The organism is Methylomonas sp. Uni0009 (genome assembly GCF_054188105.3).
This window is the reverse complement of the sequence record NZ_JBTAFN010000001.1, coordinates 3,233,560-3,252,236: the sequence shown is the minus strand read 5'-3', so window position 1 is coordinate 3,252,236 and position 18,677 is coordinate 3,233,560. Positions and strand designations below refer to the sequence as shown.

15 protein-coding genes are annotated in these 18,677 nt (G+C 44.8%); 11 read left to right on the top strand and 4 right to left on the bottom strand.

The window, feature by feature from the left end; translation table 11 throughout:
• Window positions 1-4: 4 nt before the first annotated feature.
• Complete coding sequence (locus ACWAU0_RS15100; protein ID WP_458137154.1) at window positions 5-1,420, bottom strand: sigma-54 dependent transcriptional regulator; 1,416 nt, start codon at window positions 1,418-1,420, stop codon at window positions 5-7.
• A gap of 228 nt (window positions 1,421-1,648) precedes the next feature.
• Here ACWAU0_RS15100 and ACWAU0_RS15095 point away from each other — a divergent pair, with 228 nt between their 5' ends.
• Entirely contained in the window at window positions 1,649-2,893 is a 1,245-nt protein-coding gene (locus ACWAU0_RS15095) for an HlyC/CorC family transporter (protein WP_458137153.1), read from the top strand.
• 204 nt (window positions 2,894-3,097) lie between these two features.
• Here the strand turns inward: ACWAU0_RS15095 and corA are convergent, their stop codons facing one another.
• From corA to xrtA, 3 genes are all read right to left on the bottom strand, one after another.
• Complete coding sequence (gene corA, locus ACWAU0_RS15090; RefSeq protein WP_458137152.1) at window positions 3,098-4,375, bottom strand: magnesium/cobalt transporter CorA; 1,278 nt, start codon at window positions 4,373-4,375, stop codon at window positions 3,098-3,100.
• A 266-nt stretch (window positions 4,376-4,641) separates the two neighbouring features.
• Entirely contained in the window at window positions 4,642-6,042 is a 1,401-nt protein-coding gene (locus tag ACWAU0_RS15085; RefSeq protein WP_171694834.1) for a mannose-1-phosphate guanylyltransferase/mannose-6-phosphate isomerase, read from the bottom strand.
• 152 nt (window positions 6,043-6,194) lie between these two features.
• Window positions 6,195-7,718 (bottom strand): exosortase A, encoded by a 1,524-nt coding sequence (gene xrtA, locus ACWAU0_RS15080; protein ID WP_458137151.1) that lies wholly within the window; start codon window positions 7,716-7,718, stop codon window positions 6,195-6,197.
• A gap of 260 nt (window positions 7,719-7,978) precedes the next feature.
• Between xrtA and ACWAU0_RS15075 the strand changes: the two genes are divergently transcribed.
• The 10 genes from ACWAU0_RS15075 (at window position 7,979) to ACWAU0_RS15030 (ending at window position 18,655) form a co-directional block, all read left to right on the top strand.
• The gene (locus ACWAU0_RS15075; RefSeq protein ID WP_458137150.1) at window positions 7,979-9,217 is read left to right on the top strand and encodes a hypothetical protein; all 1,239 of its coding nucleotides are present in this window, start codon (window positions 7,979-7,981) and stop codon (window positions 9,215-9,217) included.
• 36 nt (window positions 9,218-9,253) lie between these two features.
• Window positions 9,254-10,207 carry a glycosyltransferase family 2 protein gene (locus tag ACWAU0_RS15070; protein WP_458137149.1) on the top strand — a complete coding sequence of 318 codons (954 nt, stop codon included), beginning with the start codon at window positions 9,254-9,256 and terminating at the stop codon, window positions 10,205-10,207.
• Window positions 10,208-10,263: 56 nt separating this feature from the next.
• Window positions 10,264-11,487: a glycosyltransferase family 4 protein gene (locus tag ACWAU0_RS15065; RefSeq protein ID WP_458137148.1), complete on the top strand. Its 1,224-nt coding sequence runs from the start codon at window positions 10,264-10,266 to the stop codon at window positions 11,485-11,487.
• A 20-nt stretch (window positions 11,488-11,507) separates the two neighbouring features.
• Entirely contained in the window at window positions 11,508-12,080 is a 573-nt protein-coding gene (locus ACWAU0_RS15060; protein ID WP_458137147.1) for a tetratricopeptide repeat protein, read from the top strand.
• Between the two features lie 63 nt (window positions 12,081-12,143).
• Window positions 12,144-12,962, top strand: coding sequence for an ABC transporter permease (locus tag ACWAU0_RS15055; RefSeq protein ID WP_458137146.1), 819 nt, complete (start codon window positions 12,144-12,146; stop codon window positions 12,960-12,962).
• Window positions 12,963-13,005: 43 nt separating this feature from the next.
• The gene (locus tag ACWAU0_RS15050; RefSeq protein ID WP_458137145.1) at window positions 13,006-14,214 is read left to right on the top strand and encodes an ABC transporter ATP-binding protein; all 1,209 of its coding nucleotides are present in this window, start codon (window positions 13,006-13,008) and stop codon (window positions 14,212-14,214) included.
• Window positions 14,215-14,239: 25 nt separating this feature from the next.
• A complete protein-coding gene (locus ACWAU0_RS15045) occupies window positions 14,240-15,241 on the top strand; it encodes a class I SAM-dependent methyltransferase (RefSeq protein WP_458137144.1) in 1,002 nt (333 codons plus the stop codon).
• A gap of 5 nt (window positions 15,242-15,246) precedes the next feature.
• Window positions 15,247-16,281 (top strand): glycosyltransferase family 2 protein, encoded by a 1,035-nt coding sequence (locus ACWAU0_RS15040; RefSeq protein WP_458137143.1) that lies wholly within the window; start codon window positions 15,247-15,249, stop codon window positions 16,279-16,281.
• A gap of 20 nt (window positions 16,282-16,301) precedes the next feature.
• Window positions 16,302-17,261 (top strand): glycosyltransferase, encoded by a 960-nt coding sequence (locus tag ACWAU0_RS15035; protein ID WP_458137142.1) that lies wholly within the window; start codon window positions 16,302-16,304, stop codon window positions 17,259-17,261.
• Window positions 17,262-17,314: 53 nt separating this feature from the next.
• Complete coding sequence (locus ACWAU0_RS15030) at window positions 17,315-18,655, top strand: glycosyltransferase family 4 protein (RefSeq protein ID WP_523070840.1); 1,341 nt, start codon at window positions 17,315-17,317, stop codon at window positions 18,653-18,655.
• Window positions 18,656-18,677 lie beyond the last annotated feature (22 nt).

Below are 18,677 nucleotides of genomic sequence, written 5' to 3'. Positions count from 1 at the left end.
CGGTCTAAGCCGTATCGGTTTTGCGCAGCTTTTCCACGAGAGTGGTTCTGCGCATATTCAACAGTTTGGCGGCATGGGCGACAACGCCATTGCATTCTTCCAAAGCCTGACGAATCAGTTCGTTCTCGAGATCGGTCAAATATTCCTTAAGATCGATACCTTGTTCGGGTAAATGCACGGCCGCAACTGCACCGGGTGTCGGCATTGCCATCGCTTCACGCTCAGCCGGCCGCACAATGTGAATATCTTGCTCCGGCAATACAATCTGCACGCCTTCCGGTACTTCATAGCCCTGAAATTTTTCCGGTAAATCACTGACATCGACACTAGCATCCGGACTAATGATGGCTAAACGCTCGATCAAATTTGACAACTCGCGGACATTACCGGGCCAACTGTGTTGCATCAAGGTGGCGATTGCGCGAGGCGATAAACTGACGGTACCCCGGTTGGCGGCTTCCATGCGGGCAATCAGGTCGTTGATTAAATAAGGAATATCTTCGGCTCTTTCCCGCAAGGCTGGCACTTCGATCGGGAACACGTTCAGACGATAAAACAAATCCTCTCGAAAGCGCTTCTCGGCAATTTCCTGTTCGAGGTGACGATGCGTCGCGGCAATAATCCGCACATCGCAATGGATGGTTTTATTACTGCCGACACGTTCGAAAGTGCGTTCCTGCAATACTCTTAACAATTTAACCTGCATCGGCATCGGCATGTCGCCAATTTCATCCAAAAACAGCGTACCGCCTTCCGCCATTTCGAAACGACCTTGCCGCGAAGTCAACGCGCCGGTAAATGCACCCTTCTCGTGGCCGAACAATTCGCTTTCCAGCAGTTCACCGGGAATAGCCCCGCAATTGACCGGCACGAATGGCCTGTCTCGCCGCGCAGAGGCACGATGCAGCGCTTGCGCCACCACTTCCTTACCTGTGCCGGACTCGCCCAATATAAGTACGGTGGCGTCAGATTTGGCGACTTGATCGATCTGCGCACGGGTTTTTTGAATGGCTTTGCTTTTACCCGCCAGACCCTTATCAGGCAGCGACTTTTTACTGGCTTGCGCAGGCTGCGGCAAACTGTCCAATAGTTGGATCAATAGCGGGTAGACAGTCGGCCACTCCAAGGTTTTATTGACCATTTGCTGAATGGCGCTAACTACCTGCGGCCCACCGGCGTCCACCAGCAAAACCACAGGAATGTCGCCGACGCTTTCGGTGACCGTTTTGATCAAGCTGGCTTGCTTGTCTCCGCCGCAGCCGACAAATACCGCACCGAAGCTGTCATGATCTCTAAACGCCGCTTCAAAATCGCTACTGGCAACCGCCTCCACGCGATATTCCAAAAACCGGAGTATGCCTTCCACTTGCTGACTGCGGTGGGTGTTGTCATCAATGAGCAAAATTTCTGGCAAAGCCATGCGTATATTCTCTACAAACTACGTTGTTTTAAGGCGGAAGGGGGTTGCTGATTTTAAGTTAAGCATCGAATCCGGTTATTGTCAAAATGGCCCCATTTCAAGCTATTGCATAGTTTAGTTCATGTTATTTACATCGATTGACTAATCAGCCATCCCATTTTGCAGCTTGACAAATTTTCCACAACATAGAAACTAGCTCGATGTTTAACAACCAAGAGCCCCGTTGCCTTGAACGACATATCTTTGAGTATACTGTTCGGTATACTGGCAGCCTTACTGATTATTTCAGCTTTTTTTTCCGGCTCTGAAACCGCCTTGATGACGCTGAACCGTTATCGGTTGCAGCATTTGGTGAAAAAAAATCATAAGGGCGCGATTAAAGCCCATCAACTCTTAAAAAGGCCGGACCGTTTGCTGGGCCTGATCCTGCTGGGCAACAATTTTGTCAATATCCTGGCGTCGTCCTTAACAACCTTGATTGCCATCCGCGTGAGCGGAGATAACGCTATAGCCCCCGCTATCGGCCTGCTAACTTTCGGCATGCTGGTATTTTCCGAAGTAACCCCAAAAACCCTGGGCGCCCTCAAACCGGAGTTGCTGGCCTTACTATCCTCCTGGATTTACATTCCGTTATTAAAGATATTTTATCCCTTGGTATGGGTGATTAACGCTATATCCAGCCTGTTGTTATGGCCGTTCGGTATTAAAAGCTCGAGTAATACGGCTATCGAATCGCTGAATAAAGACGAGTTAAAAAGTATCGTTTCGGATGCCAATCATTTGCCGACGCGCTATCAAAACATGCTGTTGAGTATTTTAGATCTGGAATCCGCCAGCGTTACCGACATCATGACCCATCGCAATGAAATTATCGGTATCGATCTGGAAGAATCGGTCGAAGACATTATCAAACAACTTCAAAATAGCCCGCATACTCGCTTGCCGGTATACAAAAAAAATATAGACCGGGTGATAGGTTTTCTACATTTACGTACGATTTTGGCACAAATTAGCGACCCTGATTTCGATAAACACAATATCACCAATAGCCTGTCCAAGCCTTTTTTCATTCCGGCCAGCACCTCGATTCACAAGCAAATGCAAATCTTTAAGGCCGAAAAACTCCGTATCGGCTTGGTAGTAGACGAATATGGCGATGTACAGGGCTTAGTGACGTTGGATGATTTATTACAGGAAATCGTCGGTGAATTGGTCTCCGAAGAACCCGATATAAAAATGCAAAAAGACGGTAGCTATCTGGTGGATGCCGGCGTAACCATCCGCGAACTCAATCGCATCACGCATTGGGATTTGCCCACCGAAGGCCCGAAAACCTTGAATGGCTTGGTAATCGAATACATGGAAACCATTCCGGAACCGGGTACCAGCGTGAAACTGCATGGGCATATTATTGAAATAATTAAGCGCGATGAAAACGCGATCAAGCTGATTAAATTCAATCCCAAACGCTGACCAAAATTTATTTTAGGCAAAAAAAGGCGGTCATTAATAATAACCGCCTTAGAAGCAATAGGAAGAAATATAACGCAACTTTTAACTATCAAACCGAACGAAAAAGCTAGGTTAATGATAGTTGCGAAAATTTCAAATTCAAATGTGGCATATTGTCGCAGGCTACATTTGTGCTTTAAATGGGCCAGAGGTATTGCCATTCGCTCATCTCAACCAACCTTTCCTTTTAAAGAAAATAAACGGCAACAATACCGAGACAGTCATCAATCCGAGGGCAAAAGGATAGCCAAGCATCCACTGCAATTCCGGCATATTCTCAAAATTCATACCATAAATACTGGCAATCAAGGTGGGCGGCAACATAGCCACCGAAGCCACCGAGAAAATTTTGATCACTTTATTCTGATTGATGTTGATAAAACCGACCGTGGCATCCATCAGGAAGTTAATCTTATCGAACAAAAACGCAGTGTGGCTATTAAGCGACTCTATATCACGCAGAATTTGCTGCGCATCTTCCAACTGGGTGCTATTTAGCAATTTGCGGCGAATCAAAAACGACACGGCGCGCTGAGTGTCGAGCATATTCCGCCGGATTCGGCCGTTTAAATCCTCCTCTGCGGCAATATCGGTCAAAATATCCGCAGCTTCTTCGTCGCTAATATCCTGGCTCAAAACTTTTTTGCTGACAATTTCCAACTGCTCGTAAATATTCTCCAGCGCATCCGCGGAATACTCGGCTTCAGCGCCGTATAAATCCAGCAACATATCCTTACAATCGGAGACAAAGCCAGGCTGCGTGCGAGCCCGTAAACGCTGTAAACGAAACACGGGCAATTCTTCACTACGTACCGAAAACAACATGTCGCCGCGAAGTATGAAGGCGACAGGTACACTGCGCGATTTGCCTTCGCGATCCAGTAAAAAATCCGAATGTATATGAATTTCGTGCTGATCTTCTACGTAGAACCGGGCGCTGGCTTCCAAATCGGTCAAATCCAGGGGGTCCGGCAACTCCAGGCCATAATGTTGCCCGATAAGCAGCCGCTGCGCCTTGCTTGGCGCCAACAAATCGATCCAGATCGGCTTGATGGCGTACAAATCGTGGCGGCAGGTGATAGCGACCTTAGCGAGGCGACCTTCGACCAACTCGAATGCGCTCATTTGTCCCACGCCACAATGCGGTTCTCGGTCGCCGACCAATTCCTCGCGCAAGGTATCGGACAATTCCCAAAGCACATCGTCCTGTCTGGCTTCCTCGACCTGCTGCCAAACCAAGTTCGCATCTTCCAGGTCCAGAGCATGCAGAATTTGCCCAATTTCGATAGCAGACAGCCGCGCCAACAGACTACGCAGTTCCACCATGTGCTGCTTTTGTACCAAAGCAGTGATCAACTTGCGGCGCGGCATAGGCTGGTTATTCAGCATGCCTTCGACAAGCTTATGTTTTTTCAACAAATCGTTGATTGTTTGTAGCGACAAGAGCAACTCCGGAATAAAGCAAGCACCAAATTTTTTATTCGGCGGGTATAAAACGGCTAACTTTAAACCAAAACGCTGACAAAAAATCCTTCGCCGCTCTTCGTTGAACGGCGAACTTCAGTAAATTTAGACAAAAGCATTTAATTTTGATGACACATCAAACGTCAGATTTATGCAAACCATCTCTTCGAAATAGCCGGGAATTGCTATTCGGCAAATGATTTACACGATAAACAGTCGCCGAACTGCATATCTTGAGGCGAGCATTAGATACGACCGTATTGATCTTCGTAACGGACGATATCGTCTTCGCCTAGATAGCTGCCGGACTGGACTTCCACCATTTCCAATGGAATCACCCCCGGATTCTCCAGGCTGTGAATAACCCCCAAAGGGATATAAATCGATTCATTCTCGGTGACTAAAATTTTCTCACCGTTTTTATCCACCCAGGCAGTACCTTTGACAACTACCCAATGCTCTGCGCGGTGATGATGCTTTTGTACTGATAATTTGGCGCCGGGCTTCACGACAATACGCTTGGTTTGATGGCGCTCACCGGCATCGACCAAATCGTAATGTCCCCAAGGTCTGTAAACTTTACGATGCACGCTGGCTTCACTGCGTTTCAATTTTTTCAGTTGATCGACTACTTCCTTGACGTCTTGCACCCTATCTTTCGCGGCGATCATGACCGCATCGTCGGTTTCGACCACTACCAAATTATCCACACCGATCACCGCTACCAGTTTATTAGCCGAGTGAATATAGGAGTTGCAAGTATCCACCGTTAACACATCGCCTTTGATGGCGTTGCCGGCTGCATCTTTATCCGTTACGTCCCAAAGCGCGGACCAAGAACCGACGTCGTTCCATTCTGCATCCAAAGGAATAACCACTGCCTTATCGGTTTTCTCCATCACCGCATAATCGATGGAATCAGACGGACACGTCGAAAAAATCTGCTTATCCAAACGCACAAAATCCATATCCGGTTTTGCCGCCCGCAAGGCTTCTCTACACACTTCCAGCATTTCCGGATTGAATTTTTCCAGCTCACGCAAAAAGCAACCCGCTTTAAAAGCGAACATGCCGCTGTTCCAAAAATACTCGCCACTTTCCAGATAGCGCTGCGCGGTTTGCAAATCGGGCTTTTCAACAAATGCGGCAACTTTATAGGCTTCACCATGGCGGGTATCGCCGCGCTTGATGTAGCCATAGCCGGTTTCCGGCTCGGTTGCGACGATGCCAAACGTCACCAAAAGATCCTGTTTCGCCAACAGTTCGGCTTGAACCACCGCCCGATGGAAAGCGGCACGATTACCGACCACATGGTCAGCTGGCAAAATCAACAACACATCGTCTTCGGAGCGTGCACTTAATGCCGCCATCGCTACGGCCGGTGCGGTATTTTTACCGACAGGCTCCAAAATAATGGCAGCCGGTTTGATGCCGATTTCCCGCATTTGCTCTGCGAGCATAAACCGATGATCTTCATTACAAACCGCAATGGGCGCTTGTAAGCCGGCAACGCCATCAAGCCTTAAAATGGTTTCTTGAAGCATGGTGTTGCCGGACACCAAGGGCAAAAATTGCTTGGGATACTGACCACGAGACAAAGGCCATAGCCGAGTTCCTGAACCACCTGATAATACTACCGGGATCATAATGTCGTTTTCCTTACGGGCTGAATGAAAATGGGTTGGTCTAGTCTAACATTTAGGTAACTGCTGGGGTCAAGCCTTAGATTAGGCAATTTAACTCGCAAATTTGCCCCTTCGTTTTCATTGAATTGTCACAATAAGCTCAGCGCAGCCGTTTAATCACAACAAGCTACCGCGAGCTGTTTCAATTTTTGCCGGGCCAAATCGTAATCTCCATCCGGGGTTTCGGTATACATCACGACAAGCAATTCAGCGGATGCATCACCTGACAAACGTTTCAGCAATTGCCACCATTTCGCCAGATAGGCATTGGCGGTATTTTTGTTGCCAATCCGATACCAACGCTCAACCAACAAACTCCGATGCGTACTGTTTAGTACCGCTTCTTCAATATCGCCGCTTTTATCGGCCGCCCACTGCATGGCAATGACGTCGTCATGCAGCATCCGCCATATCGGGTGTTTTTGCGGCACCAGATAATTTTGCGAATTGACCAGTTCACCACCTTGGGTTTCATCGCCAAAATTGGCAAAATACATACCGACTATCGTTTGACCATCGCTTAAATAAACTTTGGCATCCGCCACCACGCCCTTAAAATTGGGCTCCCAACCCCAATCGGGCGCTGCAACCGGCTGCCAATCAGGCAAAGACGGACTGCTAAAGCGCTCGGGTACCTCGACGTGGGCGGCCTGCAGTGCGGATAGGCTTTGTGACGCAAACGGCCAAATGAAAACGCATAAAGCGCTTATCGTTAAAGCCGGCCAATAATGTTTGTAAATCGTTGCAGCATCAGCAAGGTTAGAGTCACCCGCCAAATCCGGGGTCGATGCGGCCGCTACCCCAGCATCCGAATCGTGCCAAAAAGAGCCAAAATAAAACAACGCAAACATGACGATCCCAAAAAACACCCAGCCGTAAACGATGTGATCGACACCCGCAGCCAGCTTCATGTTACTGAAGTGGCCTATCATCACAATCAAATAGGCGCGCAGACCGTTAGCTAAAATCGGCACCAAAAACGAGAGCGTAATGAAGATAGTCCGTTTCTTGTAGCTGCTGTAATTGAGATAGGCATAGACCGAACCCAGTGTTAGCGAAGAAATCAAATAACGCAAACCACTGCAACCCTCTACCACCGACCAGTTACCCGAGGTTAGCGTAAAAAACAAGCCTTCCCGGTAAACACTCATTCCGGTCAGCCGTATCAGCGTAACGACAAAGGTGGCGGTGTATTCCATTAAAGGCGGAATAAATGCTTCCCCGAATGGCACCATCAAAAATAAAAACACTATCGGAAATAACATTTGCGCGACGGTATGACTGCCAAGCACGGCCCAAAAACCACCGACCAAAACACCAACCACGGCCCATTGCTGAATCACCGCCACATGCACCAAATCCGCAATTAACCAGCCAAATCCGCTAACGATAATAAACAGCAAACCTAACGGGCTAAAAACCGGCCGTAAATCTCGATAGAGCTCCCGGCGCGACCAAATCAACCAAAGACTAACCGGGGCCACTAAAAAACCGTGCGTGAATGTGTCTGACCGCGACCAAATAGCGACAATTTCTGACCAGGTCTCAAAAAAAGCCGCTACTGAAACCAGGGTAACCAACACGACGCCCAGCAGCGGTTTACGCCAGTGTTCAGGCAGTCCTAAAGCTTTTAACATTCTAATTCCTCTGCTGTTTAGAGTTTTGTTATGGTTACTCAACTACGAACGCCCGCGTCGTCTATGTGCTACAGAGCCTAGACTCATCCCAATGTTTAGCGAATTGCTATTTACCGCTGTTATCATAAGCCTGCTGCTATGTCGACCACATCTAAAGTTTGCGCAGTGGTTTTCAGCTAGTTCACTAATCTCTGCTACGATAAAAGTTCAGTGCGTTGGTCGACCCAATATTCAGGCTTTTTAATTATTAAACAAAATCCATGGTAGTTCTGTTTTTTTTAGGTTTCTGGCTGGCCTGCCTTACCGGCTTATGGCTGTGGAAAAAAACCCTATTTGTCGCTACCTGGCGTGAGCCCTATTTTGCCGATACGCCGGTTTTAATTGAAAGCGACGACTGGGGTCCGGGTGGCGACTTCCACGCAGCGCGTTTAACAGAGCTGCTCTCCATGCTGGCCCAACATAAAGACGCTGTAAACCGCTCTGCGATACTTACCGCCGATATGGTGTTAGCCGTTCCGGATTTAGCAAAGATCGAATCCACGGGCCAGTACCACAGGCGCATGCTGGACAAAGACTTCCCGGCCATTTTTGCAGCACTGCAACAAGGCATACAACAAGACACTTTAGTGCCGCAACTGCATGGGATGGAACACCTGAACGGCAAGGCCTTCGCGGAATTATGCCGGCAACAAGACCCGCGCCTGGCAACCGCTCGCGCAACCAAGGATTGGTGGGACTGGGAAAAACTGGATTCGCCGCTACAAGGCCACTATGTAGACGGACGCAATTTACCTACCCAGGCAATTGACGCTGCGGAAGCCAATTCACTAGTCGCAAATGCCATGCAATGTTTTACCGGCATGTTCGGCTATCCCAGCCTCAGCACAGTCGCCCCGTGCTATTTATGGAACGATGAGATCGAACAAAGTTGGCAACAGCAAAATATCATCGCCATTCAAACTGCCGGCTACCGCTGTACCGGGCGCAATGAAACCGGACATTATTTTCAGGATCCTCCGCTGATACGGGTCGGCAATACCAATCGTTTCGCACAACTTTACCTCGTTCGCAACGTGATGTACGAACCTGTTGACGGCAAAAACACACCGACCAGCGCGTTTGCCGAAGCTGAAATGGCTTATCGCCAAGCCCTGCCTTTGAGTATTTCCACACATCGCTACAATTACACGCGCTCAGAGGACGAATGCCAACAAGCTATACGTGGGTTAGACCATCTTTTAGGGCAAATCAGGGCGAATTTGCCCAACGTTCGCTTCTTGGCGTCCCCGGAACTAGGCGAATTCTTGCAAAACAAAACCGACAATATCGTGAATCGTTTCAATCAGCGTCAATGGCCAGCAATTAGCTTAGCTGCGACGCACCGCAAAACCGGTGCATTTCTATACCGTCTATACTACAGACACAGAAAATTAGCGCTGATCGGTTATTGCACCGGATTAATTGTACCGGCGTGGTTGATCTGCAAAACCAGTTTATAACCATTCTAACGTATCGAAAATTTTGATTAGCCCAAAATGAAAATCAGCGCCGTCATTCCAGCGTATAACAGCGCGACATTCATTCGTGCCGCCATCGAAAGCATCCAGGCGCAAACCAGCAAAGTTGACGAAATCATCGTGGTGGATGATGGCTCCACGGACAACATCGAACAAGTCCTTAAGACGTTTGCCCATACCGTCATTTATCACAAACAAGCCAATCAAGGCCCGTCCGCCGCGCGCAATAAAGGCATAGAATTGGCTAGCGGTGATTGGATTGCATTTCTGGATGCCGATGATCAATGGACTGTGGACAAAACCACCAAGCAAATCCAAGCATTGCAAACCAATCCGGAACTCCACCTGATTGCCGGCGACATGACGGAAATCGACAACGACGACCAACTGCTAACCCAATCGGTGTTAGCCAAACATAAAATGTTGGACTATTTCCAACAGCTGGCCGGAAAACCAATTCCCAACGCCCTTGCTGCGTTAGTGAAAAAAAATTTTATACCGACGGGTACCGTTTTGGTGAAGCGCCAAACCTTGCTTGAAGCAGGCATGTTCAATACCGAGATTCGCTATGGAGAGGACTTGGAGTTGTGGGCAAAAATCGCCACATTTCACGCAGTAACGTGCCTTCCCGACATTTTGATGCTGCGCCGCCAGCACGGCAACAATGCCACGCAAGCCAGCGAAGGTATGTTAATAGACTTGACCAAGGTGACTGAGTCTATTCGGAACTTCGCCTCGCCCCAGCTAATTGCCCAAGGCGTTTCGCCAAATAGTTTAGTGGCAGAGGCGCAATGGACGCTTGGCTACTGGTATTTCAGCGGCGGCAATAATGCCAAAGCCAGAGAAGCCTTTAAAAAAAGCCTCTCCCAGGACTTCACACTTAACAATCTACTCTATCTGATTTTCAGTAACTTGCCAGCCAGCTTAATTTATGCGCTACGTGTCATTAAACAAAAATTCGCAAAATCCTGAGTATATGAGAATATTCCTTAACGCTTTCTACGCTGATATTGCCAAACTCTGATTTCATGTCTACCAACAACCTCCCAAAAAGAATTATCTATGTCGAAAACGGAATTGGTTATGGTGGCGCCATTATCTGTTTGAGGCATTTAGTCAGAAACCTTGATCGTGATCGCTTTCTACCTCTAGTTGTTACAGGACGCAACGGTCCGCAATATCGGGAGATTGCCGATGAAGCCTTATGGAAACACATCCCGGACCGTCATATAGACATCGTGGCGTGGCGTGCAAAAGCGGAATCGATTCAATGGTTAACGAAGGTGTCTCCCCTGCGGTTTTTCGTCAATCAACTGATAGCCAGAAGCGACGACTTATTTAATTTTTTACCGTTTTTTCTCGACTTGCTTTGGACTGCATGGCGTTTCAAAGCCGACTTGATCCATGCCAATAACGAGCCGCTTTGTAACAGAGCCGCACTCTTGGTAGCCAAGATTTTGCGTATCCCCAGTATTTGCCATGTCCGTGGCAACCCTGACGGACCGCATTCAGCGCGCTGGGCTTATTCCCTACCCGATCATTTTGTGTCCGTCTCCCATTGGGTTGCCAATAGCATGCGTGAAAAATTAGCCGTGCAGGACGAGAAAATTAGCGTGGTCTATGATGGCATCGCTTTGGATAAGCTGAACAACCAAGCAGGTGGCTCCTTATTTAGGCAACGATTCGATTTACCTGAAAATATCTTTATCGTAGGTTTAGTAGGCTTACTTATTCCTTGGAAAGGGCACCAACTATTTATCGACGCGGCTAAAATACTGCAAGACCAAATACCCCATTTGAAAATGCTGATTGTCGGTGGAACGCCAGACGATTGCATCCCTTACGAACGAGAGCTTAGAGAACGTGTAAGACTGGAATCGTTATCGGATACCGTCAACTTTATCGGCCACGTCAGCGACATGATAGAAGCCTACAAAGCGCTGGATATTGTGGTCTCAGCATCCACTAGCCCCGAACCATTAGGTACGGTCGTCATCGAAGCGATGGCGTTAGGCCGGCCATTGATCGTACCAAACCATGGCGGCGGCGCGGAGATGGTTGAAGATAATCAAACCGGACTATTATTTAACAGCGGTGACGCGGAAAGTTTGGCAGCGTCTATCCTTAAGTTTTACCGCTCCAGCGAGTTGATGAATCGGTTAGCCAGTAACGCTCGGGCCAAAGCATTAGCAACCTTCGACGTCCGGCAGCACACAGAAGCGATACAGTCCATATATCAAAAGTTTTTATAAAACAGTATTTGAGCAAATTCATGCCCCAGAAAAAAGTCAGACTACTTACATTGCTATTTATTGCCTGTATCCGGAATGCGGCAGCCGAGTTCCCGAAAACCGACGCCGATTACGCCTTCTTACCACCCTACTGCAAGGCTCGCGCATCCGATCAAAAATCGCCTGACTACCAAAGCTGGAACCGAAGGCTCGGCGACGACTTCATTCACATCCACCACTATTGCGCAGGCTTACACACCATGAATCTAGCCTTCAGAGCCCATGATGAGGCTGAAAAACAGGATAAATACCGCGGGGCAGTGGGCGATCTTCTGTATGTACCGGAGCATGCCTCACCCGCTTTTAAGTTAATGCCAAAAATATTTTACGATCTCGGTCAAGCCTACCAATTCATGGGTGAAATTGATGAAGCAATTGCCGCCAACTTAAAGAGTATTTCGCTTGATAAAAATAACTCTTTTCCTTATGCCGCCTTGAGCAGTTTGTATCAAAGAAAAAACATGAAAGCAGAAGCTAAAACCATTTTAGAAAAAGGCTTGGAACACAACCCCAACTCGAAAATATTGCTTAAACGCATGAAGAATTTCAAATAATCCCCATCTCTAATTAAAAGCTTAACCGCTACCGATTGGATTATTCAGTTAAAATAAATACCCATGTTACGAATCGCCAAAAACTTATATACCTACAGAGAGCTAATAGCCGCACTCACCTGGAAAAACATCGTTATCCGCTATAAGCAAGCATACCTCGGAATTTTATGGGCTGTATTAAAGCCTATTATGTTAATGCTGGTATTTACCTTGGTTAAGGGTTTTGTGGGCATAGAAACCGAGGGCTTACCTTATCCGCTTATTACGTTTGCAGCACTAATACCTTGGGTATTTTTTCAGGAATCAGTTTCTGAGGGCGTCAATAGCGTAACTTCGAATGCCAATTTGATCAAAAAAATATATTTCCCGCGTGAAGTGTTTCCATTAACCGCGATGGTTACCAAACTAGTGGAATTAGTTATCAGTTTTGCGATATTGGCGGCCATGATGATTTATTATCATGTCATGCCCACTCTGCATGCGGTCTGGATACCGGCTTTCGTGCTATACACGATGATAGTCGCCTTAACAATCAGCTTCTTTGGCGCAGCGATGAATGTATACTACCGCGATATAGCTCAAGCAATACCAATAGCATTATCTTTATTGATGTACGGTTCCCCAGTCATCTATCCGTTGAGCTTGGTACAAAAGAAATTAGTTATCGAACAGGCAGCGGGCGAATGGTCCAATGATTTGTATTTTTTATACACACTTAATCCATTAGTGGGCATTATAGATGGATTTCAAAGTGTTTTAATTAAAGCAACAGAGCCCGATTTAAATGTAATTTATCCGGGGTTAATTTTGATTTTGGTAATACTACCGTTCAGCTATTGGTTTTTTAAGCGCGCGGAAAGTTGGTTCGCCGACGTCATATAAGATTCGGCAAAAAACTTCAAAATTACATCATTAATTAGCATATATGGCCATCATAGAAGTCAACCACCTCACCAAGGAATATCAACTCGGTCACCTTACCAGTTTGAAGGAAACCGCTTTAAACACCATGAGACGCCTCGCCTTCCAACCGGTTCACGAGCGCGAGCGTTTCAAAGCGCTTGACGATGTCAATTTTCACATCAATGAAGGTGAAGTGGTCGGTATCATCGGGCATAATGGCGCAGGTAAAAGCACTCTGCTCAAGCACTTGGCCAATATCAGCAAACCCACCAAGGGTGAAGTCATTGTTAAAGGCAGCGTAGCGCCGTTGATTGAAGTGGGCGCAGGTGTCAATCCGGAACTAACCGGCCGGGAAAATATTTATCTTAATGGCGCCATCCTAGGTATTCCCAAAAAAATCATTCAACAGAAATTGGATGAAATCATTGATTTCTCCGAGCTAGAACAATTTATTGACACACCGGTTAAACGTTATAGTTCTGGAATGACGGTAAAACTGGGATTTTCTATTGCTACTACAATGGATGCGGACATACTCATTGTTGACGAAGTACTGGCAGTCGGTGATTTGGCTTTTCAACGGAAGTGTTTTGATCGAATGGAAGATCTAATAAAACGGCAGAAAAAAACAGTTTTATTAGTTTCGCACAACATACGTCAAATACAACGCCTTTGCAGCAGAGTATTAATGCTGAACCACGGCAGAATTGATAAAGAAGGAAACCCTCAAGCAGTTTGCGACTATTTTTATCAAAAAAATGATCAAAAAATAAAAGAAAACATTGATACCAATAAGAAACAAATTGAAAGCAGTGGAGAAGTTATATTGTCTGAAATTTGCTTCATGGATGCCAATAATTCAATAACAGATTCTTTAATATACAATAAACCTCACACTATACTATTCAAAATTAACGTATTGCATGATCTTTATAATGTCACATTTGGCTTTGGCTTCCATACCACGGATTTTATTTATTTAACCACCCATAATAGTGAAGAACAGTTAAAAATTCCTAATCTAAAAACGGGCACTTACACTATACGGTGTAAAATTAAAGCCATGCCTTTGCTTCCAGGAGTATACTCGATGCGCTTTGGCATTACGTCAGGAGATGGCGTTAGAACCGTTTTTTATGGAGAGAACCTTAAGCACCTTCAAATAGAAGGTATAGTACCCATAACCATTAAAGACGGGTTTGTTGCACTTGATGCAGCATGGGAACTTTAAAAACCTACTACATCAGACCTTTATAATGAAAAAAAAACTTTCGTGCCGTATATGTAGCTCAACGGCAGATCATGAGGTTTTTATCGGACGAGAAATGATGTTCGGAACCCGAGAGGAATTTGAATACTTCCAATGCGCGGAGTGTGAGTGCTTACAAATAACCACCATCCCCGAGGACTTAAGCAGATTTTATCCTGACCAATATTATTCTTTTTTTACGTCACCCAAAGACCAGAGATCAAGATTAATTAGATTCTTAATAAAACAGAGGTTTAAAAACGCAATATTTGATAAAGGATACAAAATCAATAAAATATTGTCGAATTTTGTGAGTATGCCAGACTTACGAGTAGACGAAGTATTACCAATTCCCACGATACTACGCACTGCAGGCATATCAGACTTTAACGCTAGATTCTTAGATATAGGCTGTGGCAGTTGGTCCATATGGCTCGAAATGTTATACACCGCTGGCTTTAAAAATCTTTACGGCGCAGACCCATTTATAAAAAAATGCATAAACCATAATAGGATAACCATATTAAACAAGGAGCTCAAAGACATTAAGGGGAATTTTGATTTAATTACGATGCATCATTCGCTTGAACACATACCTAATCAGCAAGAGACTTTAGAATGTGCAAAGAACCTACTGACACCGAATGGTGTAATTCTCCTTAGAATACCCACAGTATCATCTTTTGCTTGGCACCACTATAAGACAAATTGGGTCGAGATGGATCCTCCTCGTCATTTATACCTTCACTCAAAAAGGAGTATAGAATTATTAGGACAACTAGCAGGACTACAGCTATATAAAACCATATCCGATACTCTTGACTTTGAGCTCTATGGTAGCGAACAATATTGCCGAGACATACCTCTCACAGATAAAAACTCATACTGGTCAAATCGTAATAGTACAATTTTTACTTCAAAGGAACTATTGGATTTCAAGAATATGGCCAAAAACATAAACGCCAATAACACAGCGGGTCGAATGTGCTTTTTCTTTAAGAAACGCTAAAAATCATGCCAAAAGTTAGCATTTGTATACCTACATTCAATGGGGAAAGCTATTTAAAAGACACTTTGTCAAGTGTTCTAGCCCAAACTTATAAAGACTTTGAAGTAATCGTTATAGATGATCATTCTAGTGACAATACTTGCAACATCGTAAAAAAGTTTATAGCAATCGACCCCCGCATATATTTGCATGTTAATGAACAAAATCAGGGATTGGTAGGAAACTGGAACAAATGTGTCGATATTGCTAAAGGAGAATGGATTAAATTTGTTTTTCAAGATGACTTACTGCATAGCGATTGTATTGAAAAAATGATGGCGTACGCTAACAAGTCAAATCAATTTATAGTGTGTCAAAGAAACGTAATTTATGACGAGCACGATACAAATAGTGCTGCCCTTGCACATACTATAAATGAACTACCTTATCTCAAATCAATATTTCCAAACGGCGGATATATAAATCCTGAGACAATCCGAAAAATATCATTAGAATATCCGGATAAAAACTACTTTGGCGAACCAACAGTAACACTACTCCATCGAGATTTATTTTCAAGATATGGAAAGTTTAACCCATTGCTAGCACAGCTATGTGACTACGAGTACTGGATCCGGATTGCTGCCAATGAAGGTTTGTTTATTGTTCCCCAAATATTGGCTAGTTTCCGCGTGCATAGTAACAGCACAACATCAAAAAACACTGACAATAAATTGTTTATCATGGAGTACTTGGATAGATTGGCCGTGCGTTACGAAATCCTATTTAATAAGCATTTTTACGAGCTTAGACGGCAAGCCAAAAAATCCAAGCCTGAAATAAATTTAAGACAAGAGTTTTATAATCTTATGAACGAAGCCGAGTGGTTTGCGAAAGAACATTCTCATTCTAAAAAAGACTCATCCTACCAACTATTAAAAGAGTTTGAACTTTTCATTTGTCAACACCCTCGCTTATACACAACTTTGTTTTTTTGGCGCCGAAAGATATACAAATGGCTGGAAAAGAACGTTTTATGGCGATTTAAACAGGCCCTTTAATCAAATATTTTTCCAAACGTATGAACACTCAAAGTCCTTTAGCGAGCGTTATTTTACCCGTATACAACGGAAAAAAATTCATCCGTGACGCGATCACCTCCATATTAACTCAGAGCCATATTAATTTGGAGCTACTGGTCGTAGATGATGGCTCTACCGATGAGAGTACCAGCATAATTAAAGAATTCTCAGAAAAAGACAATAGAATTCGCTTTTTTCAACAAAAAAACAGCGGAGTCGCTGGAGCGCGCAACCTAGCCCTTCGAGAGGCAAAAGGCGAATATATCGGATTTATTGATCAAGATGACATATGGCTAACTGATAAGCTTGAATCTCAGATCGCTTATTTTGAGAAAAATCCTGAAGCTGTTTTCCTTCACGGCAATATCGAATATATCGACGACAAACTTACCCCACTTGATAAAAGTCTCTATCCCTGGGAAACCAATGCATCCGGTCATTGCTTTGAGCGCTTGTTCGTTTGGAACGCTATTGCTATTCAGACCGTTTGTTTTAAACGAAAATGTATGGATACTGTTGGCTTTTTACGGGAGGATGTGCCAGGTGTTGACGATTACGATTATTGGCTTAGGTTTTCACGCTTTTTTTCTATAGATTATCTTGATAAAACCTTTGCTCTTTATCGTTTTCATGGTGAAAATGAAAGTCATAAATGGCACTTGCAAGATATAAAGCGTTCAAAAGTTTTGGAGGGAATTTTGCAGGATTTTCCGGAAATTTATCTAGAAATCGGCAAAAATAAAGTTAATAATCAGATTTCGGCGCTATATCGAGAAATAGCTTATGAATTTATCAGAAAATGCCACACCAAGGAAGCTCGCATTTATTCACTTAAAGCTTTATGTAAATCACCACTGATAATAGAGAATATTTTTGTTGTTCTTGTTAGCCTAATACCAAATAAAACTTTGTCTTCTTTGCGCTGGTATTTCTCTAAAGTCAATCGTCCGCATCAATGAACCTTAGGAAACAGGTAAGAAAAGTTTTATTCATTCAGCACGGTGCCACCGTGATGGGCGGCGTCGAGCGACTGTTGTTACAAATCTCGGACTCCTACCGTGACAGGGGTATTGAATCCATCGTGGTATTGCCCGAAGACGGGGAGCTAGTTACCCGTTTAAATGCTATCGGCATAAAAACCTATATTATCCCCAGCATTTTATTCCCTGGCTCAAACAACGCCGGCATCAATCTATACCTTGCAGGTACTATCGAACGAGCACAAGCGGTATTACAGATCATTAAAGACGAAGCAATCGATATAGTTCATACCAATACGGTCTACCCATTCGATGGCGCTTTAGCGGCAAAAATGGCCAATATTCCGCATATCTGGCATGTACATAGTAATTTCGATATCGATACCACTCCTACGCTGCTAAAGGCCTACAACTTATCCGATCAAGCGATTAGAGCGCTTTACGCCGCTCTTTGCGATACTTTGGTAGGGGTGAGTAGGCGTACTTTGAAATTTTTTGAAGGAGACCCCAGGATTTCCTCGCGTGTCATTTTGAACGCGCTCAAGATAGACGAGTTTGATCATAAAACCTTATCCCAAAGCGGCGAACCAAACTTACGCGATTTATTAAAAATTAATAGTAATGACCCGATAGTCGGCTTCGTTGGCAGGATATGCGATCAGAAAGATCCTTTAACATTTGTGCGAGCGGCCAAACTTATTTCCGAAAAAAATCCGGAGGCGCATTTTGTAATCATTGGCCCCCCAGATGATAAAACTCTAAAAAAGCTAGTCGAAGACGAAATTTACCGTTCTCGTAATCCAAGCCATTTCCATTTCCTAGGCGAAAGAGAGGACGTTCCTGCCCTGTTGCCGCAACTCAGCGTCATACTCATCACATCGATATTCGAGGGACTTGCCGGCGTCTGCCTTGAGGCCCTTGCAGCACGCTGTCCTACCGTGTCAACACGTTGTGGAGGTTCTGAGGACGTAATTGTGGATGGTGAAAACGGTTTTTTGGTCGATATAGGGGATTATGAAGCTATAGCGCAACAGGCTTTGAGAATTATTGAAAATCCTGAGCTCTCCAATAATTTAAAGATTTCCGGAAGAAAAATAGTTGAAAAAAACTTTTCCTGGGAATGCTTTATCGATAATTTTGTAGCTTTATATTCTGAATTACTGAAAAAAAATAATGATCGGCAAAAATCCGACCCGGCCTTGGAGCTCTGCTTTCATCTTATCGCGCAAATTGCTGCGCTAAACTTAAAGCTCGAAGCCCACAATTCCAGACTTATTGAATTGGAAGGTTTTTTTGAGCGACTGCAAAACAGTAATGTATACCGCATCACCAAGTATATTTATAAAATACTTGGCGGGCATGTAAGGTCATAAAAACCAATCATGCATATTAGGC